We start from the raw sequence: 24,103 nt of genomic DNA, 5'->3' as shown, positions 1-24,103 counted from the left end.
GTCAGGCCCCGCCCGACAGATCACGTCGTGCGGCGATCTTGCTCGACATGCCGAAGAGCTCGATGAAGCCCTTGGAGAGCGACTGGTCGAAGGTGTCGCCGGTGTCGTAGGTCGCCAGGTTGAAGTCGTACAGCGACCGGTCGGACCTCCGGCCCGTGACGACCGCGCGGCCGCCGTGCAGGGTCATCCGGATGTCGCCGGACACGGCCTCGTTGGCCTCGTCGATGAAGCCGTCCAGGGCCCGCTTGAGCGGCGAGAACCACAGGCCGTCGTAGACCAGCTCGCCCCAGCGCTGCTCGACCTGCCGCTTGTAGCGGGCCAGTTCGCGCTCGACGGTGACGTTCTCCAGCTCCTGGTGCGCGGTGATCAGGGCGATCGCGCCCGGCGCCTCGTACACCTCGCGGGACTTGATGCCGACCAGCCGGTCCTCTACCAGGTCGATCCGGCCGATGCCCTGGACGCCGGCGCGCTCGTTCAGCTCCTGGATCGCCTGGAGGACGGTGACCGCCCTGCCGTCGACGGCGACCGGGACACCGGACGCGAAGGTGATGACGACCTCGTCGGCCTCGCGCGGGGTGGCCGGACTCCGCGTGTACTCGTAGACGTCCTCGATCGGCGCGTTCCAGATGTCCTCCAGGAAGCCGGTCTCCACGGCCCGCCCGAAGACGTTCTGGTCGATCGAGTACGGCGACTTCCTGGTGGTCGCGATCGGTAGGTTCTTCTCCTCGCAGAACGCGATCGCCCGGTCCCGGGTCATCGCGTAGTCACGGACCGGTGCGATGCACTTCAGGTCCGGGGCGAGGGAGGAGATCCCCGCCTCGAAGCGCACCTGGTCGTTCCCCTTACCGGTGCAGCCGTGGGCGACGGTCGTCGCGCCGTGCTTCCGCGCGGCGGCGACCAGGTGCTTGACGATGGCCGGCCGCGACAGCGCGGAGACCAGCGGATAGCGGTCCATGTAGAGGGCGTTGGCCTTGATCGCCGGGAGGCAGTACTCGTCGGCGAACTCGTCCCTGGCGTCCGCGACCTCGGCCTCCACGGCACCGCAGGCGAGCGCGCGCTTGCGGATGACGTCCAGGTCCTCGCCGCCCTGGCCGACGTCCACGGCGACGGCGATGACCTCGGCGCCCGTCTCCTCGGCGATCCAGCCGATGCAGACGGAGGTGTCCAAGCCGCCTGAGTAGGCGAGTACGACGCGCTCGGTCACGGGCTTCTCCTTACGGTGCATGCGCTGGTAGGCATAAGTATGCACTCGACCGTATGTTTCGTCAATGGCGCGGGAAACGTGCGGGCCGGCGGCACACCACCGGCCCGGCGCGGGCGGCCCGACCCCCTGTCCGGCACGGACTATTCACCCTCCCGCAGCGCCTCCAGCAGCACCGTCACATGACTGAGGGAGAGGTCCCTGGTCGCGGTCAGCAGCGTCACCGGACCGTCCGCCGCCAGCTCCCGCAGATGCCGCAGCGCCGCCCGCGCACGCTCCTCCGCCAGCTCGTCGCGGTACCGCGCGGCGAACTCCTCGAACCGCTCCCCCTGGTGCCGGTACCAGCGCCGCAGCTCGGACGAGGGTGCCGCGTCCTTGCACCATTCGGTCAGCCGGGCATCCTCCTTGGCCAGCCCCCTGGGCCACAGCCGGTCGACCAGCACCCGGGCCCCGTCCGCCGGCTCCGGCGTGTCGTACACCCGGCGCACCCGGATGTCATCGACGGTTGACAGACCACCCTTATGGGACTTTGCAGGCATAACCCCATCGAAACACGGCCGTCCGGGCCCCGCAGGGGGCCGACGGACATCCCCTGCCCTCCTCGACGGGGCCCCGCTTTGGATTCATGGGCCGGGACAGGGTAGTTTTTCTTCTGCACGCCCGGCCGGGAACACTCCGGCCGGTTCGAGCACCGGGACGTGGCGCAGCTTGGTAGCGCACTTGACTGGGGGTCAAGGGGTCGCAGGTTCAAATCCTGTCGTCCCGACGGTGTCGTTGCAGGTCGAAGGCCGTTTCCGAGTATCGGAAACGGCCTTTTCCCGTGGGGTTTTCCCGTGTGGCGCGGCCGGCTCGCGCCGGAGTGCTTCAGCGCGGGCGCCCGGACGTCACGACAGTTTGCCGATCTCGCCGCGGACCCGGTCCATGACCTTGGCCGGGAGGGTCGCGTAGCCCTGGAAGGTCAGGTTCTCCTGGCCCTTCTGGCTGGCGATGTACGCCAGGAACGCCTTGGTGGCGGGCCAGGTCGCCGGCTTGTTGCCCTTGTCGCAGACGATCTCGTAGGTGACCACGTCGATGGGGTAGGCACCGGCGTCCTTGGTCGCGTAGTCGAGGTCGAGGAGCACATCGCCGCCGGTCCCGACGGTCCGGGCACCGGCGATCGCCTGGGATGCCGCGATCACGTTGGGGTCGGCGGGGGTGGGCGCCCCGGTGTCGACCGAGACCGTGCGGATCATGCGGTCGACCGCGTAGGGCAGCTCGACGTAGCCGATCGCGCCCTCGGTCCGCTGGACCTGGGAGGCGAGGCCCGCGGACCCCTTGGCGGACTTGCCGCCCTTGCCCGTCCAGTCCTTGCTGTGTGCGTTCGGCCAGGCGTCCGGGGCGGCAGCGTGCAGATACGCGGTGAAGTTGTCCGTCGTCCCGGAGGAGTCGGAGCGGTGGAACGGCTGGATCGGCGTCGCCGGCAGCTTGGCGTCCTTGTTCCGCTGGGCGATCGCCGGGTCGTTCCAGGTCGTGATCTGCCCGCTGAAGATCTTGGCGAGGGTGGGGGCGTCCAGGACCAGCCGGTCGACCCCGGGGACGTTGAAGCCGACCGCGATCGGCCCGCCGACCATCGGGAGGTGGATCGCCTGGCCGCCGTCGGCGCAGACCTTCCGGGACCGGGCGACCTGGTCGGCGGTCAGCGGGGAGTCCGACCCCGCGAAGGCGGTCCTGCCCGCCAGGAACTGGTCCTGGCCGGCGCCGGAGCCGTTACCGGTGTAGTCGATCCTGGTGTCCCCGCAGGCGTGCGTGTAGCTCTTGATCCAGAACTTCATGGCGTACTGCTGCGCCGTCGAGCCGGAGGCCAGCAGTCCGGCCGCCTTGCCGCAGGCGATGCCGTTCGCGCCGGCAGTGGCGGTAGCCGGCTTGGTGGTGCCGGGCGACGAGCCGGAGGAGTGGGAGCCGCCGTTCGAGCCGCAGGCGGTCAGCGCCAGGGCGCCGGAGATGACCGCCACCCCGGCCGCCCTGACGTACGGCCGGCCCTTCCGCTGGAGTTTCACGCGCTGGTGCTCCTTCCCGCGGACCGGGCTCGGCCGGCGCGGCAGAGGGTAGTGAGACCTCCGTCACTATATGCACATGAATCGGAACTATGGGTGATTTCCGGCGGAACGGGTGCGTCAGTGGGCCTTCTGCGCCAGGCGCAGCAGATGGTCCGCCAGTTGCTGGCCGCCCGCCGGGTCGCGGCTGATGAGCATCAGGGTGTCGTCGCCGGCGATGGTGCCGAGGATGTCGTGAAGCTCGGCCTGGTCGATGGCGGACGCCAGGAACTGGGCTGCGCCCGGTGGGGTGCGCAGGACGACGAGGTTGGCGGACGCCTCGGCGGAGATGAGGAGTTCGCCGGAGAGGCGGCGCATCCGCTCCTCCTTGGCGGACTCGCCCAAGGGCGCTCGGGGCTTGCGGTCGCCGCCCTCGCTGGGCACCGCGTAGATCAGCTCGCCGCCGGTGTTGCGGATCTTCACCGCGCCCAGTTCGTCCAGGTCGCGGGAGAGCGTCGCCTGGGTGACGGAGAGCCCGTCGTCGGCGAGCAGCCTCGCGAGCTGGCTCTGGGAGCGCACCGGCTGCCGGTTGAGGATGTCCACGATCCGGCGGTGGCGGGCGGTGCGGGTCTGCGGTACGGCCTGGCCGCCGTTGTGCGACTCGTTGTCCTGCGGCACGGTCATCGTTGCGTCAGTCTCCGGATCGTTGGTCCCCGTCGGCCGCTTGCCGGGCCGTGTTCAGGACGCCGGGAAGCTTCCGGAGGAAAGTGTCCGCCTCCTCGTCCGAGACGATCAGCGGCGGGGCGAGCCGGATGACGTCCGGCGCGACCGCGTTCACCAGAAGGCCCGCGTCCTGAGCCGCCTGCTGCACCTGCGGTGCGAGGGGCTCGGTCAAGACGATACCCAGGAGCAGACCGGCCCCGCGGACCTGGCCGATCAACGGGTGCCCCAGCGCCTCGGTCCCGGCACGCAGCCGCTCGCCGACCCGCTTGACGTGATCGAGGACGCCGTCCGCCTCGATGGTGTCCAGGACGGCGAGGGCACCGGCGCAGACGACCGGGTTGCCGCTGAAGGTCGAGCCGTGCAGGCCCGGGGTGAGGAGGTCGGCGGCTGGGCCGAAGGCCAGCGTGGCGCCGATGGGCAGTCCGCCGCCCAGGCCCTTGGCGAGGGTGATGACGTCCGCCTCGACGCCCTGCGCCTGGGATTCCAGCCAGTGCCCGGTGCGGCCGATGCCGGTCTGGATCTCGTCGAGGACGAGCAGGGTCCCGGTGGCCGCGGTGATCTCGCGGGCCGCCCGGAGGTAGCCGGGCGGCGGGACGACCACGCCGTTCTCGCCCTGGACCGGCTCCAGGATGACGAAGGCGGTGTCGGTGGTGACGGCGGCGCGCAGCGCCTCGACGTCCCCGTACGGCACGTAGTCGACCTCGCCGGGCAGCGGGGCGAACGGGCCCTGCTTGGCGGGCTGTCCGGTGAGCGCGAGGGCGCCCATGGTCCGGCCGTGGAAGCCGCCGACGGTGGAGACCATGTGGGTCCGTCCGGTCAGCCGGCCGATCTTGAAGGCGGCCTCGTTGGCCTCGGCGCCCGAGTTGGAGAAGTAGACCCGGCCCGGGCGGCCGGCGAGCCCGAGCAGCCGCTCGGCGAGGGCCACGGTGGGCTCGCTGACGAAGAAGTTGGAGACATGGCCGAGGGTGGCGATCTGGTCGGAGACGGCGCGGACCACCGCCGGGTGGGCGTGGCCGAGCGCGTTGACCGCGATACCGCCGAGGAAGTCGAGGTACTCCCGGCCGTCGGCGTCCCACACCGTGACGCCCTCGCCGCGGACCAGCGGGAGGCGCGGGGTGCCGAAGTTGTGCATCATGGCGCCCTGCCAGCGCTGGGTGAGCCCCTCGTTGGTCACCGGGCCCCCGTTGGCCCGGGTTGCTGCCGACCCGCTCATTCCGTCCCCTCCTGGGTGCCGCTCGTGCCCGGTTCCGGCGCGGGGTCCGGCACCACCATGGTGCCGATGCCCTCGTCCGTGAAGATCTCCAGCAGGATCGAGTGCTGGACCCGCCCGTCGATGACCCGGGCGGTGTGCACACCGTTGCGTACGGCGTGCAGGCAGCCCTGCATCTTCGGGACCATGCCGCTGGCCAGATCGGGCAGCAGCTTCTCCAGTTCGCTCGCGGTGAGCCGGGAGATCACCTCGTCGCTGTGCGGCCAGTCCTCGTACAGCCCCTCGACGTCGGTGAGCACCATCAGGGTCTCCGCGCCCAGCGCCGCCGCCAGCGCGGACGCGGCGGTGTCGGCGTTGACGTTGAAGACGCCGGACGCGTCGCCCTCGTCGCTGCTGCGCGCGATGGACGAGATCACCGGGATCCGCCCGTCGTCCAGCAGGGCCCGCACCGCGCCGGGGTCGATGGCGGTGATCTCGCCGACCCGGCCGATGTCGACCAACTGCCCGTCGACGTCCGCGTAGTGCTTGGTCGCGGTCATCAGGTGGGCGTCCTCGCCGGTCATGCCGACGGCCAGCGGACCGTGCTCGTTGAGCAGCCCGACCAGTTCGCGCTGCACCTGGCCGGCCAGCACCATCCTTACGACGTTCATCGCCTCGGGCGAGGTCACCCGGAGCCCGCCCCTGAACTCCGACTCCAGGCCGAGCAGTTCCAGCTGTGCGCTGATCTGCGGCCCGCCGCCGTGCACGACGACGGGCCGCAGCCCGGCGTGCCGCAGGAACACCACGTCCTGCGCGAAGGCGCGCTTCAGTTCCTCGTCGACCATCGCGTTGCCGCCGAACTTGACGACGACGGTCTTGCCGTGGTGCCGGGTCAGCCAGGGCAGCGCCTCGATGAGCGTGCGGGCCTTGGGGAGCGCGGTGTGCTTGCGAGTGCTCATGAGGAGTAGGCGCTGTTCTCGTGGACGTAGTCGGCCGTGAGGTCGTTGGACCAGATGACCGCGGACTCGGTGCCGGCGGCGAGGTCGGCGGTGATCCGCACCTCCCGGTAGCGCATGTCGACGAGGTCGCGGTCCTCCCCCACCGAGCCGTTCTTGCAGACCCAGACGTCGTTGATCGCGACGTTCAGCTGGTCCGGCTCGAAGGCGGCGGAGGTGGTGCCGATGGCGGAGAGCACCCGGCCCCAGTTGGGGTCCTCGCCGTGGATGGCGCACTTGAGCAGGTTGTTGCGCGCGATGGACCGGCCGACCTCGACCGCGTCGTCCTCGCTGGCCGCGTTGACGACCTCGATCCGGATGTCCTTGCTGGCGCCCTCGGCGTCGCCGATCAGCTGCCGGGCCAGGTCGTCGCAGACCGTGCGGACCGCCTCGGCGAAGGCGTCCCGGTCCGGTACGACACCGGAGGCGCCGGAGGCCAGCAGCAGCACCGTGTCGTTCGTGGACATACAGCCGTCGGAGTCGACCCGGTCGAAGGTGGTGCGGGTGCCCGCGCGCAGCGCCGCGTCCAGGTCGGCCGCCGGCAGATCGGCGTCGGTGGTCAGCACCACGAGCATGGTGGCGAGGCCGGGCGCGAGCATCCCGGCGCCCTTGGCCATCCCGCCGACGGTCCAGCCGTCCTGGCCTGACTGGGCGGTCTTGTGGATGCTGTCGGTGGTCTTGATGGCGATGGCGGCCTTCTCGCCGCCGTGCTCGGTCAGTTCGGCCGCGGCCCGCTCGACTCCCGGCAGCAGCTTGTCCATCGGGAGCCGCAGTCCGATCAGCCCGGTGGAGGCGACCGCCACCTCCCCGGCGCTGTGCCCGTCGAGCACCTCGGCGACCTTCTCGGCGGTCGCGTGGGTGTCCTGGAACCCGAGCGGACCCGTACAGGCGTTGGCGCCACCGGAGTTGAGGATCACCGCGGAGACCCGGCCGCCCTTGAGGACCTGCTCGGACCAGACGACCGGCGCCGCCTTGACCCGGTTCGAGGTGAAGACACCGGCGGCGGCCAGGCGCGGCCCGTTGTTCACCACCAGGGCGAGGTCCGGGTTCCCGTTCTCCTTGATCCCGGCGGCGACACCCGCCGCGGAGAATCCCTTTGCTGCCGTGACACTCACGGCGCCTCCTTGTTCGCTTCTTCGCCCGCGCAGCTCAGCAGCGCGGCCTTCGTGGTCATCTGCGGCCCGGAGGCCGCGCGTGCGACGCTCACAGCGCCCCCTTGTTCGCTTCTCCGCCCGCGCAGCCCAACGGCGCGGCCTTCGTGGTCATCTGCGGCCCGGCGGCCGCGCGTACGACGCTCACGGTGCAACCCCCGTCGCCGACAGTCCGACACTCTCGTCGAGGCCGAGGGCGATGTTCATGGACTGGACGGCGCCGCCCGCGGTGCCCTTGGTGAGGTTGTCGATGGCGCTGATCGCGATGATCCGGCCGGCCGCCGGGTCGTACGCCACCTGGATCTGCGCGGCGTTGGAGCCGTGGACCGAGGCGGTCGCCGGCCACTGGCCCTCGGGCAGCAGCCGGACGAACGGCTCGTCGGCCAGCGCCTTCTCGTACGCGGCCCGCACGGTCCCGGCGTCCGTCCCGGGCACGGCCTTCGCCGAGCAGGTGGCGAGGATGCCGCGGGACATGGGCGCGAGGGTCGGGGTGAAGGACACCGTGACCCGCTCGCCGGCCACCGCGCTGAGGTTCTGGATCATCTCGGGGGTGTGCCGGTGCCCGCCGCCGACGCCGTACGGGCTCATCGACCCCATGACCTCGGAGCCCAGCAGATGCGGCTTGAGTGCCTTGCCCGCCCCCGAGGTGCCGGTGGACGCGACGATCACGGCCTCCGGCTCGGCGAGACCGGCGGCGTAGGCGGGGAAGAGCGCGAGCGAGACGGCGGTCGGGTAGCAGCCCGGGACCGCGATGCGCTTGGTCCCCTGCAACGCGGCCCGGCCGCCGGGCAGTTCGGGCAGGCCGTACGGCCAGCTGCCCGCGTGGTCCGAGCCGTAGAACGCCTCCCAGTCCGCGGCGTCCCGCAGCCGGAAGTCCGCGCCGCAGTCCACGATCAGCACGTCCGGCCCGAGCTGCTCGGCGACCGCCGCGGACTGCCCGTGCGGCAGCGCGAGGAAGACGACGTCGTGGCCGGCCAGCGCCTCGGCGGAGGTGGGGACCAGTTCCCGGTCGGCCAGCGGCACCAGGTGCGGCTGCAGCGCGCCCAGGCGCTGGCCCGCGTTGGAGTGCCCGGTCAGCGCCCCGATCTCGACCTCCGGGTGCCCCAGGAGCAGGCGCAGGACCTCACCTCCCGCGTATCCGCTCGCACCGGCGACTGCTGCTCGTACCGTCATGGACCCTCCTCCGTGATGGCATGACTATACGGAGCTCAGCAGTTTTATGCAATGAGGTGCGTCAAGGTCCGTCGGGGGCGACTGTGGCTCACGAGACGCCGCAGCCCGACCCGCCGGGGTCATGGCGCCTGAGCACACAAGGCTCACGTGTCGGGGTGTCGTCGGGACTCCGCGTCAGGGCAGGGCGAGGACGCAGAACTCGTGGCCCTCCGGGTCGGCCAGGCACGTCCACGGGACGTCGCCCTGGCCGAGGTCGAGGTCGGTGGCGCCGAGGGCGCGCAGCCGGGCCACCTCCGCCGCCTTGTCGTCGCCGGGGTACGGCAGCAGGTCGAGATGGACGCGGTCCGGCACGGTCCGCACGTCGGGCGTGCGGAGGAACTCGAGATACGGGCCGACACTCTTGGCGGAGCGCAACACCGCATGGCCGTCGGTCACCTCGTGCAGGGTCCAGTCGATCGCCTCACCCCAGAACCTGGCCATGGCCCGCGGATCCGCGCAGTCGACCACCACCGCGGCGATCGGCCCGGTGTCCCGGTAGACCTCCCGTGGCTCCAGCACGCAGAACTCGTTGCCCTCGGGATCGGCGAGGACCGTCCACGGCACCTTGCCCTGGCCCACGTGGGCGGGCGTCGCGCCGAGAGCCCGGAGGCGCGCGACCAGCTCCGCCTGATGGGCCGCGGAGGTGGTGGCGAGATCGAGGTGCACACGGTTCTTCGTCGTCGTCTTGGGTTCCGGGACGGGAACGACGTCGATGCCGACGCCGACCGGGTCCGGCCAGACGGTGCCGCCGGAGGGCCCGGTGTAGGTGGTCACGCCCGGGCTGTGAGCGTCCCAGCCGAGCGCCTCCGCCCAGAACCGGCCAACCGCCGGGGCATCACAAGCCTTGATGTTCACCTGAACAGGTCGCAGTGCCATGCCGGCGATCCTATGCACCCGCTCCGCAGCGAGGTCCGCACCGTCGCCAAACAGAGATCGACTCGCTCACCGGCCGCATGGGATGGCTCGCCGACCGGAGCGCGCAGCCCCGCCGGGTGACGTCGCGGGACCGCCCGGGCTGCGGCTGCGGCTGCGGCCGGGGCACCGCGACGGGTGACGGGACGCGACGAACGCCACGCGCAGGCGACGTACGGAAAGGGGTCAGCGGGTGCGGGGCTGGGTGAAACGGAGCATGTTGCCGGCCGGGTCGCGGAAGGCGCAGTCGCGGACGCCGTAGGGCTGGTCGATCGGCTCCTGGAGGACTTCGCCGCCGGCGGACCGGATCCGTTCGAAGGTGGCGTCGCAGTCGTCGGTGGAGAAGATCACGCCGCGCAGGTTCCCCTTGGCCAGGAGTTCGGCCATCGCCTGCCGGTCGGCCGGGGAGGCGTTGGGGTTGGCGAGCGGCGGTTCGAGGACGATCTCCACGTCCGGCTGGGCGGGCGACCCGACGGTCACCCAGCGCATCCCCTCGAACGCGACGTCGTTGCGCACCTCCAGGCCGAGGACGTCGCGGTAGAAGGCGAGCGCCTTGTCATGGTCGTCGACTGCGATGAAGCACTGCGAGAGCTTGATGTTCATGCCTCCGACGCTACGAGGCGGCGGCGGAGTCCGCTTCTCCGATCCTGACCGGTTCGCCGGCCCCGACCGGCGCGCCGTTCCTGACCGGTCGCGTGAGGATCTTGGCGACGCACGCCGGGATCGCGGCGCCCGCCTCGTGGCGGCGGGCCCGGTACGCGCTCGGGGTCTCCCCGACCAGTGCGGTGAAACGCGAGCTGAACGACCCCAGGGACGTACAGCCGACCGCGAAGCAGACCTCCGTCACGCTCAGGTCGCCCCGCCGCAACAGCGCCTTGGCCCGCTCGACACGGCGGGTCATCAGGTAGCTGTAGGGCGTCTCGCCGAAGGCGGCGCGGAAGCTGCGGGAGAAGTGCCCGGGGGACATCAGGGCGATGCTCGCCAGCGACGGGACGTCCAGCGGCTGCGCGTAGTCGCGGTCCATCACGTCCCGCGCGCGGCGCAGCCTGACCAGGTCCTCAAGTGTCACGCGCACCAGCATCGCACGGCGCCGGACGCCGCCCGGCCGGCTGCCGCCGGGGCCGGTGCGGGGGTCAGTGCTCCTGGGCCGTGGGGCGCACCATGATCTCGTTGATCGCGGCGTGCGAGGGCTGGGTGACCATGAAGGCGAGGGCGCGGGCGATGTCCTCGGCCCGCAGCCAGGACTCCTGCGCCATGCCGCGGGCCGCGGCCAGCCCGGCGCCGGTCGCCATCTCCGTCGAGGTCAGCCCCGGCTCGACCACGCCCACCCGCACACCGCGTCCGGTCACCTCCTGGCGCAGAGCCTCGCTGAACGCGCACACCGCGTGCTTCGTCGCCGAGTACACGCTGTTGCCGCGGCGCGGCACGCGGCCCGCGACCGAGCTGACGGCGACCAGGTCGGCGACCCCGCGCGGACCGTGCGCCGCCGCGCGCAGCAGATGCGGCAGTGCCGCCCGCGACAGGTGCAGAACGGCCGTCAGGTTCAGGTCGACCATCCGGTCGAGGTCCTCGGGGTCGACCTCCTCCAGTGCCCCCATCGCGACGTAACCGGCGTTGTTGACCAGCACGTCCAGCCGCCCGAAGCGCTCGGCGGCCTCCGCGACGCTGCGCCGGGCGCGGGCGCCGTCCCGCAGATCGGCGGTGATGCCGGCGCACGAGCCGCCCTGCGCCCGGATCGTGTCGGTCAGCTCCGCCAGCCGCTCGGCGCGCCGGGCCACCAGGACGAGCGCCGCGCCCTCCCGGGCCAGCGCCAGGGCGGTGGCCGCCCCGATGCCGCCGGACGCGCCGGTCACCAGCGCCACACAGCCCGCCAGCGGTAGGCCCGGGGCCGCGGCGCCGACGTTCGCGGAGTTCTCGGCGGCCCCGGCGTTCGCGGTGTTTCCGGTGTTCTCGGCGTTCGTGCCCGTGGGCCCCATGGCGGCAGCTTGCACCCGGCGGCCCCGGAGCGCCTCCCGGCGCGGGCGGGAGCGGTGCGGGATGCAGCCGCCGCCCGTGCTCCGTAAGGTCGTAGAAGGGGGTGCAGGGCGGGCGGAGGTCGCCTCTCGTCGGGAGCTGCCATGACCACACCGCGGGATCTGTTGCTCATCAGCCTGGAGCTGACGCCCCGGCATCCTGTCGAGCGGGGCGATCTGTCGCTCGCGCTCGCCGCAGCCGAGGTGATCGACCTGCTCGGCGTCGAAGCCGTCCGGCTGGACGGCGACCGCATCGTGCCGGGCTACCTGCCGGGACTCTCCGACCACCTGCTGGCCACGGCCGCGGAGTCGCTGGTCCGGGACGCGCCCCACGAGACCGTCGACGACTGGCTGTGGCGAAGGGGCCGCGGGCTGGCCGAGGCGTATCAGGCCGTCCTGGAGGACGAGGGTCTGCTCACCCGGCAGCGTCACCGGGGGCTGCCCTTCCGGAAGGGGGTGGCAGTGCCGGTGGACTCGCCCGCCCGGTGGCGGGCCGCGGACCGCTGGGCGGCGCAGGAGCCGGTGCTCATGGCACTCGCGGCGGCGCTCGGGTACGGCGCGGAACCGGCCGAGCAGACGCCCGGCGTGGTCGACGAGGCGGTGACGACCGTGCTGGCCACGGTCAGCGACGCGCTCCAGGAGCTGGCGGCGGTACGGCAGCGGCGCGCCATCGAAGAGGCCGCGTTCGAGAACATCTGGCGGGGCGAGTGACGGACCGGCGGGGCGGCCTCCTCGGGTGAACGGCCCGGCCCCTCACGTCCCGTAGACGCTGCCGGTGTTGCGGCGCGGCGCCGGGCGGTGCTTGGCCGCCGGGCCCGCGGCGAAGGCGTGCAGCAGGTTCTCCGTGGTGCGGGTGACGAACGCTCCGGCGCGGGTGTCGATGCCGTGGTCGCGGCCGTCGTCGGCGGTGCCCGCCATGAGCGCCTCGACCCAGCGCATGGTGCCGGTGGCGAAGACGCCGGCACCGCTGGGGACCGTGTAGTAGGCGGAGTCGGCGTGGCTGGGGCGGCCCTGGCAGACGAGCGGGGAATGGGCGATGATCTCCAGCTCGGCGGGGGTGGGGGCCTCCGGGGTGACCCGGTCGTACTCGACGCCGACCAGGTGCGGGAAGGAGTCGCCAGGCCGCACCCCGGTGCCGGTGAAGAGCCAGTGGTCCGCGGCGTGCACGACGTACGGGGCGTCGGTCGGGTAGCCCTCGTAGAAGACGCCGGTCAGCGCGGACTCCGGGTCGGCGGCCGGCGGCTCGCGGAAGTCGTGGGTGGGCGGCTCGCGGTGGGCGGCGAAGCCGGGGTCGGCGCGGTAGTCGGTCTTGTAACAGGCGACCGTGCGCAGCGGTCCGGTCGGGCCAGACTCCAGGCGCACGCGGCGGAAGCAGGCGTTGGCGCCGAGGAAGGCGAGGTTGGTGCCCGCGTCGCGGGCCCGGGTGACATGGTCGCGCTGCTGCGGGGTCCAGTATTCGTCGTGGCCGAGGGAGAGGGCCGCACTCGCGCCGTGGAGGGCGGCCGGGTCGCGGTGGACGTCCACGGACGTGGTGTAGGCGAGCGGGAGGCCGAGCCGTTCCGCGAGGACGACCAGGGCGCGCTCGTAGACCAGGAACTTCTCGGCGCCGGTGGCGTCGTAGGGGCGGTCGAAGGCGACGGCCAGCGAGCGGCCGGCGTAGGAGCCGTCCTCGCCCTGGTAGAGGCTGTAGCCGCCCCAGGTGTTGTACGCCTGCCAGGTCGTCACGGCGTGCATCAGGACGGTGCGGCCCGCGGCGGCGGCCGAGCGGACGATCAGCGGGACGTAGCGCTGGTGGCCGTGCTCGGCGTCGAGGCGGAGCAGGTAGGCGCCGGGGGGCCAGCCGTCGGTGCGGACGGCGGTGCTGCGCGGCCAGTCGGCCCGGACGGTACGGGTCTTGGGCAGCAGCCGGGGGTCCCGTTGGCGCCGCCCGGCCAGCCGGTCCGAGCGCCACACCAGCCGGGCCTGGGCGCCGCCGTACCAGCCGACCCGGTAGGCGGAGACCCGGTAGCCGGGCGCGGTGGTGGAGACATGGAGCCCGAACTCCTCGCCGGGCAGGACGCTCACCCGGTCGGTATAGCCCGAGATCGCGTCGGGCGGTCCGGTGGAGCGCAGCCGCCAGTCGGGGCTGCCGGGGCGGTTCCGCTCGGCGGTGAGGGACGGCTGGTCGCCGGTGGCGGGCGCGGACCGGTTGTGCTCCTCGGCGTCGCAGCCGGTGAGGCCCGCGGCGAGACCGGCGGCACCGGCCGCCGCGGCGCCGAGGAAGTGCCGGCGGTCCAGGCCGCCGTCCGTGCGGTCGTTCATCGGATCGCTCCCGTCGGATCGCCGGTGCGCGGTGCCGGCGGCCCGGCCCCGGTGCCCTCACGGCCCCGGTGTCCTCGCGGGCGCTGGTCGCCGGGCCCGCGGTCCTCTCAGCACGATGCTGCGCCGCCGCGGGCCGCCGGACGACCCCGGCGGGCCCGAATGCGCGGTGGGCGGCCCCGGAGGGTGCACGGCTGTGCCCGGCCGCCCGTGAGGACGCCGGGCACGAGGCTGCCGCCGCGGGCGGCTCAGGCGTGCTGCGGCATCTCGTTCTTGAGGGATGACCGGATCTGCTCGCGCAGCTCGGGGCCGTCCGTGTGGCCGTGGACGGATACCGCGTGCTCGCTGGCGGCGCGGACCACTTCCTCCTCCTCGCCGGCGATGACGAGGGTGCAGTGCGTCTCGCTCGGGTGATCCCGGCAGTCGATCTTCTTGCGCATGATCCACCTCCTCACCTCCAGTGTCGGCCCGGCCGCGGCGCGCCGCCGTCCGTATACGGGGAATCGCGTATGGCGCTGCGGCCGCCGGAGCTGGTGCAGTGGAGGCAGGCGAGGAGGTGACGGCCATGGCGACGTCCGCCCATGTCGCGCCCGGCGGCGCCCGGGGCGGCGACGCTGCCCGGGACGAGCAGGTGCAGGACTTCCTGGAGCGGGTGATCACCGACGGCGGGGCCGCGGTCGCCGGTCTGTGCACCTCCCTCGGCGACCGGCTCGGCCTGTACGGGGCGATGGCCGGCGCGGGTCCCCTCACCTCCGCGGAGCTCGCCGCCCGCACCGGGCTGGTCGAGCGCTACGTCCGCGAATGGCTGGCCGCGCAGGTCGCCGGCGAGTACGTGACGTACGCGCCCGACGCCGGCACCTACCTCCTGCCCGACGCGCACGCCGCCGTCCTGGCGGATCCGGAACTGCCCAGCTACGTAGCCGGGTTCTTCACCATGCTCCAGGCCCTGTACGCCACCGAGGACGCCCTCATGGACGCCTTCCGCACCGGCGAGGGCGTGGGCTGGGAGGAGCACGGGCCGGCGCTGTTCGCGGGCACCGCGAAGTTCTTCCGGCCCGGCTACACGACCGCGCTGGTACCGGAGTGGCTGGCCTCGCTCGGCGGTGTGGTGGACAAGCTGGAACGCGGCGCGAAGGTCGCGGACGTCGGGTGCGGCTACGGCTACTCCACCGCGCTGATGGCGCGGGCCTTCCCTCGGTCGCGCTTCGTCGGGTACGACTTCCACCGCCCGTCCGTCGAGGCGGCCCGCGGCGTCGTGGCCGAGCAGGGCATCGCCGACCGGGTCCGCTTCGAGGTCGCGACGGCCCAGGACTTCCCCGGTGAGGACTTCGACCTGATCACGTTCTTCGACTGCCTGCACGACACCGGCGACCCGGGCGGCGCGTTGCGGCACGCCGAGCACGCGCTGGCCGAGGACGGCGTCTGCATGATCGTGGAGCCGAACGTGTCGTCGCACGACGAGGAGAACGCCAACCCCATCGGCCGGGTGCTGACCGCGGCCTCGGTCGCCGTCTGCCTGCCGTCCGCGCTGGCTCAGCACGGTCCGCAGGCGCTGGGAAACCACGCGGGTGAGGAGGCGATGCGGGGCATCGCCGACGCGGCCGGGCTGCACCACTGGAGGCTCGCCGCCCAGAGCCCGGTCAACCGCGTCTATGCCGTCGGGCGTTGACGCGCCCGACGCCCCCGGCCGGTCTTCCCCCGGCCGGCCGGGCGGCCTCGGCCTCCGGGGCGGCCTTCCGGGCCGTCCCGGACCGGCCTTGACCCCGGCAGCCGTGCTCGGCACGCTGGTCGTATGAGCGCTGCCGCGGAGGCCGGCCTGCGGCGCATCCTGTCCGTCGTGGACCTGCTGATCGACGCCGTGGACGAGGAGTCCCTCGTGCCGGCGCTGCTCCCGCTGCTGCTCGGCGCGCTGCCCGGCGACAGCGTCATCTGGTCGCCCCGGCCCGACCTGCTCCACCCGCGGCGCACGCTCCCGGACGACCTGCTGAGCCAGGACGTCCTGGAAGCCTTCGACCGGGAGTGGCGGACCGACTCGTTCGTGCGGCACACCCGCCTCGGCAGCGGCACCCCGATGCGCCGCTCGACCCTCCAGACCCGCGCCGAGTTCCACGCGATGCCCGCCTACACCGACGTCTACCGGCCGTTCGGCGCCGAGCGGCAGCTCGCCATGTCCTTCCCCGCGGGCTATGCCGCCGGCGTACCGCGGCGGGTCTGCGTGGTGGTCAGCCGCGACGCGCACGGCAGCGACTTCGGCGCGGCCGACGTGATCGCCGCCGGCCTGCTGCGCACCCGCCTGAGCCATGTCCTCAACCGGCTGGCCCCGCCGGCCCCCGCGCCCGATCTGATCACCCGGCGGGAGTCCGCCGTACTCGGCCTGCTCGCCCACGGCCTGACGAACCAGCAGATCGCCCGCCGCCTGGCGATCAGCCCGCGCACCGTCGACAAGCACCTGGAGCACGCCTACGCGAAACTCCGCGTCGGCGGCCGGGTGGCGGCGGCGAACGCCTGGCTGATGCGCGGCACGGACCCGGTCCGCGGCATCGGGGCCTTACGGGACGCCGGGGCCACCGCCCCCGGCAGCCGTACGGCGGGCTGAGACGGGCATACGCGCTGCCGCTGCCCCTCACCCGCGGCGTCCCCGCCGCCGGCGATCCGTCCTCGACGGCCGCCCGGAACACCGCCCGCACCAGCCGGTGCTTGACGCTGCCGGTGGGGTGCGCCGACTCGTCCTTGAGGTGGATGTCGACGTCCGGGAGGGCGGGCAGGCGCAGCGGGAGCAGCGGCGTCGGGGCGCCGCCCTCCCCGTCGGCGGCGAGGCGGCGCAGCGCCACCGTGGCCCAAGTGCCGTGATTCGGGGACGGGTTCGCAGCCATGGACCGGTCTCCAGGTCATGTCCGCGGCGCCGTTCACCCGTGCGTCTCCCGGGCGAAGGGCGTGCGCGACGCCGGCCGGTCAGATGCTGATCGGCCCCGGGTCGATCAGCCCCATGGTCATCCACTGCTCCGGTGCCGTCAGCGTCCGGAAGCCGACCTTCTCGTAGACGCCGTGCGCGTCCTTGGTGGCGAGCGTGAGCCGGGACAGCCCGAAGGGGCTCAGGTGCGCGGCGATCGCCTCGACCAGGCCGGTGCCCAGGCCCTTGCCGCGGTCGTCGCGGCAGACGTAGACGTCGCAGAGCCAGGCGAAGGTGGCATAGTCGGTGACGATCCGGGCGTACGCCGTCTGACGGCCCGAACTCTCCTCGTAGAGACCGAAGTTGAGCGAGTTCGCGAGGGCCCGGTCGTGCATCTCGCGGGTGCGGCCCAGCGCCCAGTAGGTGTCGGCGGACAGCCAGTCGTGGACCAGGTCGGCGTCCAGGCGCGCCGGGTCGGTGGAGATCTCGTAGCCGTCGAGGGCGTGATCGGTCATGCCGGGAGGTTGGCAGAAGGGCGGGCCCGGAGTCGAACCGGTGGACGAAGCGGCCCGCCCCCCTGCGGGCCGGCGCTCATTCCACCGGCACCCCCAGCTCCCGGCAGGCCACCCGGAGCCGGCGGACGCCCTCCGCCAGTTCGCCGGTGCCGCCCGCCGACGCGAAGCTCAGCCGCAGATGGGCGGCGGGCGGTTCGGCGGCGAAGTACGGGCGGCCGGCCGCGACCGCGACGCCCGCACGCAGCGCCGCGCCGGTCAGCGCCGCCTCGTCGGTGCCGTCCGGCAGCCGCAGCCAGAGGTGGTAGCCGCCGGGCGCCGCGGGGTGCCCGAGCCCGCGCGCGGCGAGGCCGGGCAGCTCCCGGTGCAGCGCGGCCAGCACGGTCTGCCGACGGTCCGTCAACTCCTGTGCGATCGACCGTAGATGGCGGGGCCAGGCGGGCGACCCGACGAGTTCCAGCGCGGCCTCCTGGAGGGGCCCCGGCACGAAGAAGCTGTCGACGACCTGAATGGCGCGCAGCCGGTCCAGGACCGGGCCGCGGGCCGCCAGTGCCCCCACCCGCAGGCTCGGCGAGGTGGCCTTGGTGAGCGAGCGGACGTGGACGACGGTGCCGTCCGTGTCGTCCGCGAACAGCGTCGGCGGCAGCGCGGGCGCGTCGCCGTGGACGAGCAGCCGGGCGAAGTCGTCCTCGATCACGAACGCGCCGGCCGCGCGCGCCACCCGCAGCACCTCGCGCCGCCGCTCCCCGGCCAGCACCGCGGCCGTCGGGTTCTGGAACAGCGGCTGGCAGACGAACAGCCGGGCGCCGCTGGCCCGGAAGGCGTCGGCGAGCAGATCGGTCCGCACCCCGTCGGCGTCCATCGGCACCGGTACCGGGCGCAGCCCGGAGGCGCGGGCGACGGCCAGCATGCCGGGGTAGGTCGGGGACTCGACGAGCACCGGGGCGCCGGGCGCGGCGAGCGCGCGCAGCGCGGCGGTCAGCGCGCTCTGGCCGCCGGCGGTGATCAGTACGTCACTGGCCGCCGGCCCGCCCCGGGGGCCGCCGATCTCCCGCGCGAACCAGGCGCGCAGCTCCGGGACCCCGTCCAGCGGCGGCCGGTTCCAGGCGCCCGGCCGCCGCCCGGCCCGCGCCAGGGCCGCGGCGAGGGCGCGTTCGGGCTGGAGGTCGGGGTGCAGATAGCCGCTGTTGAGCTCGATGACGCCGGGCGCGGGGGCGGCGAGGGTGGCCAGCACGCCGGACGCGTCGACGCTGCGCGGGACCTGGTCGCCGGCCGGTTCGGCGCTCAGCGCGATCTCCTGCCAGGAGGTGTCGACCGGCCCGGCGGCTTCGCTGCGGGGCTCGGCGCGGAAGGCCCCGGCGCCGGGGCGGGTGACGACCAGGCCCTCGGCGACCAGCTCGGCGAGGGCCCGGGAGACGGTCACCGGGCTGACCCGGTGCCGTTCGACGAGCACCCGGCTCGACGGCAGCTTCTCACCGGGTGAGTAGCGATTCAGCTCCGTACGGAGGATCGCGGCCAGTTCTGCACCACTGCTACGCTCTTGCATGAGAGCCAACGATAGCGCTACCACCCTCGATGCGATAGCGGTCACCGCCCCGGAGCCGCCGCGCACCCCGCAGCCCGCGGCGGCCGGCACGCCCCGTTCCGGCGCCCTGCTCGCCGCCCTCGGTGTCGCCGCCTTCTCGCTCACGTTCCCGGCGACCGCCTGGGCACTGGAGGGCATGGGCCCGTGGACCGTGGTGATGCTGCGCAGCGTGCTGGCCGCGGCGCTGGCGGGCGGCTGCCTGGCGGCCCGCCGGGTCCGCGTCCCGGAGCGGCGCCACTGGGCGGGCATCGCCGTCGTGGCCGGGGGTGTCGTCCTCGGCTTCCCGCTGCTGACCACCCTCGCGCTGCAGACCTCCACCACCTCGCACGCCGCCGTCGTGGTCGGCCTGCTGCCGCTCACCACCGCCACCTGCTCGGCCGCACGGACCGGTGCCCGGCCCTCCCGGATGTTCTGGATCGCCTCGCTGGCCGGCGCCGCGGTGGTCGTCGGCTTCGCCGTGCAGCAGAGCGGCGGCGCGCCGAGCACCGGCGATCTGTACCTCTTCGCGGCGCTGCTGGTGTGCGCGGCGGGCTACACCGAGGGCGGGCGGCTGGCCCGCCACATGCCCGGGTGGCAGGTGATCGGCTGGGCGCTGGTGCTGGCGCTCCCGGTGACCGCGGTCGGCACGGCGGTGGCGCTGCCGGCCGAGCCGCCGCACTTCACGGCGCACGCGGTCGCCGGTCTGCTGTGGCTGACGGCCGGCTCGACGTTCCTGGGCATGGTCGTGTGGTACCGCGGGATGGCCGCCATCGGCGCCCCCAGGGCGAGCCAGATCCAACTGGCGCAGCCGCTGCTGACGCTGGTCTGGTCCGTGGTGCTGCTCGGCGAGCGGCTGCCGCCGGCCGCGCCCGCGGCGGCGCTGGCGGTCCTGGCCTGCATCGCCGTCACCCAGCGCGCACGGTGCTGAGCGGGTCCGGGGCCGGGCGCCGCGCCGCTCTCCGGGTGCGAGCGGCGCCCCCGGACGTAAACTTGCGGCGATGGCGGGTTACGCCGTCCGGGCCGTCCCAGGTCCGTCATCCGCTGACCGCCCACCGCCCGGCCGTCGCGCAGTCGGCCGTCCGGTCGTACGGCCACCCGACCCGGGAGGACACCAGATGCACGCGAGTAAGGGTGACAGGCTGCTGGTGCACGGCAGGACCGTCGGGCATGGCGACCATGTCGTCGAGATCGTCGAGGTGCTGGGTGCGAACGGCGAACCGCCCTTCCGCATCCGCGACGAGAACGACCACGAGACGATCATGTGGCCCGGCCCGGACTGCGTCGTCCAGCACGCCAAGACAAGCCGCACCCACACCACCGCCTAGCGGCGCCGCCCGCCACCCCGGCCGCGCGGCGCGCCCTCCCTACCGTGTCGCGCCGCCGTAGTGGTCCCGGACGACCCGCGCCAGCGCGCCCAGCGGGTCCCGGACCACGTCCTTCGCCGAGAAGTAGACATGGCCGCCGATCTGCGGGTAGCGGCGGGCGAAGGCGACATGCCGGGAGAGTTCGGCGGGGTTCCGCCAGGCCGCGGGGTCGGCCGTCCGGCCGACCTTGTACAGCGCCTCGCCGATGTAGACGTCGACCTCGGTGCCGGCCGCCGTCCGGGCCCACCACGACACCAGCTCCGCGTAGTCGGCGGCCGGGAAGCCGAGGGGCCAGTACACCTGCGGCACGATGTAGTCGATCCAGCCCTCCCGCACCCACCTTCGGGTGTCGGCGTAGAGATCGTCGTAGGTCTGCACCCCGGCCTCGGTCCGCGAACCCTGCGGGTCCGTGGTGCGATTGCGCCAGACCGCGAACGGGCTCACCCCAAACCGCACCCGCCGCCCCAGCCGCTCGCTCATCCCCCGCACCAGGCGGTCGGTGTTCGCCCGCCGCCAGTCACCGCGGTGCGCGAAGTCCGCGCCGTACTCCTCGTACGCCGCGTCGTCGCAGAAGGACTCGCCGGCGACCGGATACGGATAGAAGTAGTCGTCGAAGTGCACCCCGTCGACGGGGTAGTGCCGCACCGCGTCCAGCATCGCGTCCTGCACGAACCTGCGGACCTCCGGCAGACCGGGGTTGTAGTAGAGCTTGCCGCCGTACGGGACCACCCACCGCGGGTGGCGGCGCGCGGGGTGGCCGGGCGCCAGCCGCCCGGGGTCGGCGTGGTTGGCTACCCGGTACGGGTTGAACCAGGCGTGCAGCTCCAGATCGCGCCGGTGCGCCTCATGGACCGCGAAACCGAGCGGGTCCCAGCCCGGGTCGCGGCCCTGCGTGCCGGTCAGACACTGCGCCCAGGGCTCGTACGGTGACGGCCACAGCGCGTCGGCCGTGGGCCGCACCTGGAAGAACACGGCGCCGAGCCGCCGTTCGACCGCCACGTCCAGCAGTTCCACCAGTTCCCGCTGCTGCTCCGCGCGCCGCAGCCCCGGCTTCGAGGGCCAGTCCAGGTTGGCGACCGTCGCCAACCACATCCCCCGCATCTCGCGCCGGACCACCCCGTCCGCGCCCGCCTTCGTACCCGGCGCCAGCAGCCAGGAGGCCGCTCCCGCCGCCGCCGCTCCGAATCCGCGCCGTGTCATCCCTCGCACCAATAGCCCCAGTTCATCCGTTTCATCCTGTTCCGAAGGCTCAGAATGCCTGCCCCGGCGCCCTCGTCCCAGCACCTCGCGGAGTAACGTCGGAGCCGAGGCGGGCGCCGGACCCTTACGGCGTACCGCCGGTCCTGAAGATCAGCGAAAGGCACGAGGTGACGGACTCATTCGCCGACATTGCACGCGTCGGAGTGGTCGGCTGCGGCCAGATGGGCGCAGGCATCGCCGAGGTGTGCGCCCGCGCCGGGCTGGACGTCATGGTCGCGGAGACCACCGGCGAAGCACTGGAGCTGGGTCGCACCCGCTTGACCCAGTCCCTCGGCAAGGCCGCCGAACGCGGCAAGATCACCACGGCGGAGCACGACGCGACGCTCGCCCGACTCAGCTTCACCACCGACCTCGGCGAGTTCGCCGACCGCGACCTGGTCGTCGAGGCCGTGGTGGAGAACGAGCAGGTCAAAACGGAGATCTTCCAGGTCCTCGACCAGGTGGTGACCCGCCCGGACGCGATCCTGGCCTCCAACACCTCGTCCATCCCCCTGGTGAAGCTCGCCGTGGCGACCTCCCGCGCGGACCAGGTCATCGGCATCCACTTCTTCAACCCGGCGCCCGTCCAGAAGCTCGTCGAGCTGATCCCGGCCCTGACCACCGCCGAGGAGACCCTCAAGCGCGCCGAGTCGCTGGTCCAGGACGTCCTGGGCAAACACGCCATCCGCGCCCAGGACCGCTCCGGCTTCGTGGTGAACGCGCTCCTCATCCCGTATCTGCTCTCCGCCATCCGAATGTTCGAGTCCGGCATGGCGAGCCGCGAGGACATCGACAACGGCATGGAGATGGGCTGCGCCCACCCGATGGGCCCGCTCAGGCTCTCCGACCTGATCGGCCTCGACACGGTGGCCTCGGTCGCCGCATCCATGTATGAGGAGTACAAGGAGCCGCTGTACGCCGCTCCCCCGCTCCTTCAGCGGATGGTGGACGCGGGGCGGCTGGGGCGGAAGAGCGGGTCGGGGTTCTACTCGTACTAGGGAGTGCGGTGGCGCCGCCAAGTGGCGCTGTTTCAGGGGGAGTTCACCTGGAGCAGCGCCAACGGCGGCGGGCGACCGGGGGTACTCTCGCGTCCCCTCCGGCCCCTCATCCTGGCAGTCGTGCCCGGCCGGCGCGGCCGCCACAAGAACAAACGCCCCGGTGGGCACCTTCAGTAGCTGAAAGTCCCTGAAAAATCCCTGGGAGTTGCTGGTTCGGAGCGGCGTGGCCTGCGTCTTCGAGCCCTGCATCGGCGGCGATGGCTGTCGACGAGAGCGGCGTGCCGCCCTCCCCCGGGCCGGACGTCCCTGTGGGCGCCGCGCGGCGCCTGCCTCTCAGCGGGCAGCCGCCGGTCCGGTATCCGTGAGGTGGTGAGCACGGTGGCGGCGCACCTCTCGGACTGGAGGGCCGGTGTCCTGCTGTCGCCGTGTCACGGCGGCATCGCACAGGGGGCACATGCCGCGAGGGGATCGGCGTGGCAGGGCCCGTCAGCCGGCAGTGTCCCGCGCGGCGGTCTCTTGGCGGTGCGGCCGCTCCCCCTCGGCGCCGTTCGCCGGAACCAGGACGGCTTCCCCTTGCCTGGCTTCCTCGGCTTCCTCGGCTTCCTCTTCTTGCCGCTGCTGGGAGGCGTCCTGCTTCTGGGGCGGTGGCGGAGTGGCCGCCCGGCGACGCCAGTTCAGGACCGCGGCGGCCAGCACACCGGCGAGCAGGCCCCAGAACGTGGATCCGATGCCGAACAGGGTCATCCCCGAGGCGGTGGCCAGGAAGGTGATGACGGCGGCCTCGCGCGTCCGCTCGTCCGACAGCGCCGAGTTGAGCGAGCCGCCGATCGTACCGAGGAGGCCGAGACCGGCGATGCCCATCACCAGGGCGGTGGGCATGGTGCTGAGCAACCACCCCACGACGCCGCCGAAGAGGCCCACCGCCAGGTAGAACACGCCCGCCCAGACGCCGGCCGCATAGCGCTTGCGAGGATCGCGGTGGGCCTCCTCGCCCGTGCAGATCGCGGCGGTGATGGCGGCCAGGTTCAGCCCGAAGCAGCCGAACGGGGCGAGCAGGGCGTTGACGACACCGGTCCATGTGAGCAGGGGCGAAATGGGCGTTCGGTAACCGGCGTTGCGTAGCACCGCGACACCGGGGAGGTTTTGCGAGGCCATCGTCACCACGTACAGCGGCAGGCCCACGCCGACGAGGACCTGCCAGGAGAACTCGGGCCGTACGAAGACCGGTTCGGCGATTTCCAGGTGCAACCCGCGCAGGGACAAGGCCCCTTGGGCCGCGCTCACGGCCACGCCGACGACCAGGGCGGCGATGACCGCGTACCGGGGGAGCCACCGCCTGCCCAGCAGGTAGACCGCGAACATGGGCAGCACCACGACGAGGCTCTCCTGCATCTTCGTGAACAGCCCCGTGCCGAACTGGACGAGCACCCCGGCCAGCAGCGCCGATGCCAGGGAGACCGGGATCCGGTCCATGACGCGTGCGAACCAGCCGGTCACGCCGCTGAGGACGATCAGGACCGCCGAGAAGAGGAAGGCGCCGATCGCCTGCGCCATCGACACCCCGTGGAGTCCGGTCGCCAGCAAGGCGGCACCGGGCGTGGACCACGCCGTGATGACCGGCGCCTTGTACCGCAGCGAAAGTCCGAGGCAGGTGACACCCATGCCGACACCCAGGGCCAGCATCCAGGAGGTGAGCTGCTTGGGTGTGGCCCCCGCGGCCTGCGCCGCGGTGGCGACGATGGCCACGGAGCTGGTGACGCCGATGAGGACGGCGAGGAATCCCGCGGTGACCGCGGTGGCGGGTGCGGCCGAGCGGAGGCGCGAAGTCACA

24 protein-coding genes and 1 tRNA gene are annotated in these 24,103 nt (G+C 73.1%); 7 read left to right on the top strand and 18 right to left on the bottom strand.

The features are described 5' to 3' along the window. Position 1: 1 nt before the first annotated feature. The gene (locus ACO1BR_RS19790) at positions 2 to 1,204 is read right to left on the bottom strand and encodes an argininosuccinate synthase (protein ID WP_426796398.1); all 1,203 of its coding nucleotides are present in this window, start codon (positions 1,202 to 1,204) and stop codon (positions 2 to 4) included. Between the two features lie 140 nt (positions 1,205 to 1,344). Next, positions 1,345 to 1,740, bottom strand: a complete 396-nt coding sequence (locus ACO1BR_RS19785; protein WP_426796397.1) for a DUF488 domain-containing protein — start codon at positions 1,738 to 1,740, stop codon at positions 1,345 to 1,347. Positions 1,741 to 1,893: 153 nt separating this feature from the next. Here ACO1BR_RS19785 and ACO1BR_RS19780 point away from each other — a divergent pair. Further along, positions 1,894 to 1,967: transfer RNA gene (locus ACO1BR_RS19780), tRNA-Pro, on the top strand. Between the two features lie 118 nt (positions 1,968 to 2,085). Here ACO1BR_RS19780 and pstS read toward each other — a convergent pair. The 10 genes from pstS to ACO1BR_RS19730 all read right to left on the bottom strand — a co-directional run bounded on the left by pstS (position 2,086) and on the right by ACO1BR_RS19730 (position 11,371). After that, positions 2,086 to 3,237, bottom strand: coding sequence for a phosphate ABC transporter substrate-binding protein PstS (gene pstS / locus ACO1BR_RS19775; RefSeq protein ID WP_426796396.1), 1,152 nt, complete (start codon positions 3,235 to 3,237; stop codon positions 2,086 to 2,088). Positions 3,238 to 3,354: 117 nt separating this feature from the next. Further along, positions 3,355 to 3,897, bottom strand: a complete 543-nt coding sequence (locus ACO1BR_RS19770; RefSeq protein ID WP_426796395.1) for an arginine repressor — start codon at positions 3,895 to 3,897, stop codon at positions 3,355 to 3,357. A 7-nt stretch (positions 3,898 to 3,904) separates the two neighbouring features. Then, positions 3,905 to 5,149: an acetylornithine transaminase gene (locus tag ACO1BR_RS19765; protein ID WP_426796394.1), complete on the bottom strand. Its 1,245-nt coding sequence runs from the start codon at positions 5,147 to 5,149 to the stop codon at positions 3,905 to 3,907. Next, a complete protein-coding gene (gene argB, locus ACO1BR_RS19760; protein ID WP_426796393.1) occupies positions 5,146 to 6,084 on the bottom strand; it encodes an acetylglutamate kinase in 939 nt (312 codons plus the stop codon). Before argB ends, ACO1BR_RS19765 begins: the two co-directional genes overlap by 4 nt. After that, entirely contained in the window at positions 6,081 to 7,235 is a 1,155-nt protein-coding gene (gene argJ / locus ACO1BR_RS19755; RefSeq protein WP_426796392.1) for a bifunctional glutamate N-acetyltransferase/amino-acid acetyltransferase ArgJ, read from the bottom strand. Before argJ ends, argB begins: the two co-directional genes overlap by 4 nt. A gap of 180 nt (positions 7,236 to 7,415) precedes the next feature. After that, complete coding sequence (argC, locus tag ACO1BR_RS19750; RefSeq protein WP_426796391.1) at positions 7,416 to 8,444, bottom strand: N-acetyl-gamma-glutamyl-phosphate reductase; 1,029 nt, start codon at positions 8,442 to 8,444, stop codon at positions 7,416 to 7,418. A gap of 174 nt (positions 8,445 to 8,618) precedes the next feature. Then, a complete protein-coding gene (locus ACO1BR_RS19745; RefSeq protein ID WP_426796390.1) occupies positions 8,619 to 9,359 on the bottom strand; it encodes a VOC family protein in 741 nt (246 codons plus the stop codon). Positions 9,360 to 9,581: 222 nt separating this feature from the next. Beyond that, positions 9,582 to 9,998 carry a VOC family protein gene (locus tag ACO1BR_RS19740; RefSeq protein WP_426796389.1) on the bottom strand — a complete coding sequence of 139 codons (417 nt, stop codon included), beginning with the start codon at positions 9,996 to 9,998 and terminating at the stop codon, positions 9,582 to 9,584. A gap of 10 nt (positions 9,999 to 10,008) precedes the next feature. After that, a complete protein-coding gene (locus ACO1BR_RS19735) occupies positions 10,009 to 10,464 on the bottom strand; it encodes a helix-turn-helix domain-containing protein (protein WP_426796388.1) in 456 nt (151 codons plus the stop codon). A gap of 64 nt (positions 10,465 to 10,528) precedes the next feature. Continuing rightward, on the bottom strand, positions 10,529 to 11,371 hold the full coding sequence (locus tag ACO1BR_RS19730) for an SDR family oxidoreductase (RefSeq protein ID WP_426796387.1): 843 nt from the start codon (positions 11,369 to 11,371) through the stop codon (positions 10,529 to 10,531). 141 nt (positions 11,372 to 11,512) lie between these two features. Here ACO1BR_RS19730 and ACO1BR_RS19725 point away from each other — a divergent pair, with 141 nt between their 5' ends. Next, entirely contained in the window at positions 11,513 to 12,118 is a 606-nt protein-coding gene (locus ACO1BR_RS19725; protein WP_426796386.1) for a GOLPH3/VPS74 family protein, read from the top strand. Positions 12,119 to 12,160: 42 nt separating this feature from the next. Here ACO1BR_RS19725 and ACO1BR_RS19720 read toward each other — a convergent pair whose 3' ends face one another. Both ACO1BR_RS19720 and ACO1BR_RS19715 read right to left on the bottom strand, forming a co-directional pair. Next, entirely contained in the window at positions 12,161 to 13,708 is a 1,548-nt protein-coding gene (locus ACO1BR_RS19720) for a N,N-dimethylformamidase beta subunit family domain-containing protein (RefSeq protein WP_426796385.1), read from the bottom strand. A 245-nt stretch (positions 13,709 to 13,953) separates the two neighbouring features. Further along, on the bottom strand, positions 13,954 to 14,145 hold the full coding sequence (locus ACO1BR_RS19715) for a DUF1059 domain-containing protein (protein WP_159504762.1): 192 nt from the start codon (positions 14,143 to 14,145) through the stop codon (positions 13,954 to 13,956). Between the two features lie 125 nt (positions 14,146 to 14,270). Between ACO1BR_RS19715 and ACO1BR_RS19710 the strand changes: the two genes are divergently transcribed. Then, entirely contained in the window at positions 14,271 to 15,374 is a 1,104-nt protein-coding gene (locus ACO1BR_RS19710) for a class I SAM-dependent methyltransferase (RefSeq protein ID WP_426796384.1), read from the top strand. A 123-nt stretch (positions 15,375 to 15,497) separates the two neighbouring features. Beyond that, positions 15,498 to 16,301, top strand: coding sequence for a LuxR C-terminal-related transcriptional regulator (locus tag ACO1BR_RS19705; protein ID WP_426796383.1), 804 nt, complete (start codon positions 15,498 to 15,500; stop codon positions 16,299 to 16,301). Positions 16,302 to 16,657: 356 nt separating this feature from the next. Here ACO1BR_RS19705 and ACO1BR_RS19700 read toward each other — a convergent pair whose 3' ends face one another. Both ACO1BR_RS19700 and ACO1BR_RS19695 read right to left on the bottom strand, forming a co-directional pair. Then, positions 16,658 to 17,110: a GNAT family N-acetyltransferase gene (locus tag ACO1BR_RS19700; protein WP_426796382.1), complete on the bottom strand. Its 453-nt coding sequence runs from the start codon at positions 17,108 to 17,110 to the stop codon at positions 16,658 to 16,660. A gap of 76 nt (positions 17,111 to 17,186) precedes the next feature. Then, positions 17,187 to 18,653 carry a PLP-dependent aminotransferase family protein gene (locus ACO1BR_RS19695; protein WP_426796381.1) on the bottom strand — a complete coding sequence of 489 codons (1,467 nt, stop codon included), beginning with the start codon at positions 18,651 to 18,653 and terminating at the stop codon, positions 17,187 to 17,189. Here ACO1BR_RS19695 and ACO1BR_RS19690 point away from each other — a divergent pair. Both ACO1BR_RS19690 and ACO1BR_RS19685 read left to right on the top strand, forming a co-directional pair. Further along, positions 18,652 to 19,599 carry a DMT family transporter gene (locus ACO1BR_RS19690; protein WP_426796380.1) on the top strand — a complete coding sequence of 316 codons (948 nt, stop codon included), beginning with the start codon at positions 18,652 to 18,654 and terminating at the stop codon, positions 19,597 to 19,599. The two genes, ACO1BR_RS19695 and ACO1BR_RS19690, sit on opposite strands and share 2 nt — an antisense overlap. A gap of 187 nt (positions 19,600 to 19,786) precedes the next feature. Continuing rightward, positions 19,787 to 19,996 (top strand): DUF1918 domain-containing protein, encoded by a 210-nt coding sequence (locus ACO1BR_RS19685; protein WP_426796379.1) that lies wholly within the window; start codon positions 19,787 to 19,789, stop codon positions 19,994 to 19,996. A gap of 39 nt (positions 19,997 to 20,035) precedes the next feature. On the opposite strand, the gene ACO1BR_RS19680 is transcribed toward ACO1BR_RS19685, so the two are convergent. Further along, entirely contained in the window at positions 20,036 to 21,235 is a 1,200-nt protein-coding gene (locus ACO1BR_RS19680; RefSeq protein ID WP_426796378.1) for a glycoside hydrolase family 10 protein, read from the bottom strand. A 143-nt stretch (positions 21,236 to 21,378) separates the two neighbouring features. On the opposite strand from ACO1BR_RS19680, the gene ACO1BR_RS19675 reads away from it, so the two are divergent. Further along, on the top strand, positions 21,379 to 22,272 hold the full coding sequence (locus ACO1BR_RS19675) for a 3-hydroxybutyryl-CoA dehydrogenase (protein WP_426796493.1): 894 nt from the start codon (positions 21,379 to 21,381) through the stop codon (positions 22,270 to 22,272). Between the two features lie 486 nt (positions 22,273 to 22,758). Here ACO1BR_RS19675 and ACO1BR_RS19670 read toward each other — a convergent pair whose 3' ends face one another. Continuing rightward, positions 22,759 to 24,102, bottom strand: a complete 1,344-nt coding sequence (locus tag ACO1BR_RS19670) for a benzoate/H(+) symporter BenE family transporter (protein ID WP_426796492.1) — start codon at positions 24,100 to 24,102, stop codon at positions 22,759 to 22,761. Between the last annotated feature and the right edge of the window lies 1 nt (position 24,103).

Origin of the sequence: Streptomyces sp. YGL11-2 (genome assembly GCF_050054615.1) — a bacterium.
Classification (GTDB): domain Bacteria; phylum Actinomycetota; class Actinomycetes; order Streptomycetales; family Streptomycetaceae; genus Streptomyces.
Note: the sequence above shows the minus strand (reverse complement) of the source record. Positions and strands in the feature narration are given on the sequence as shown.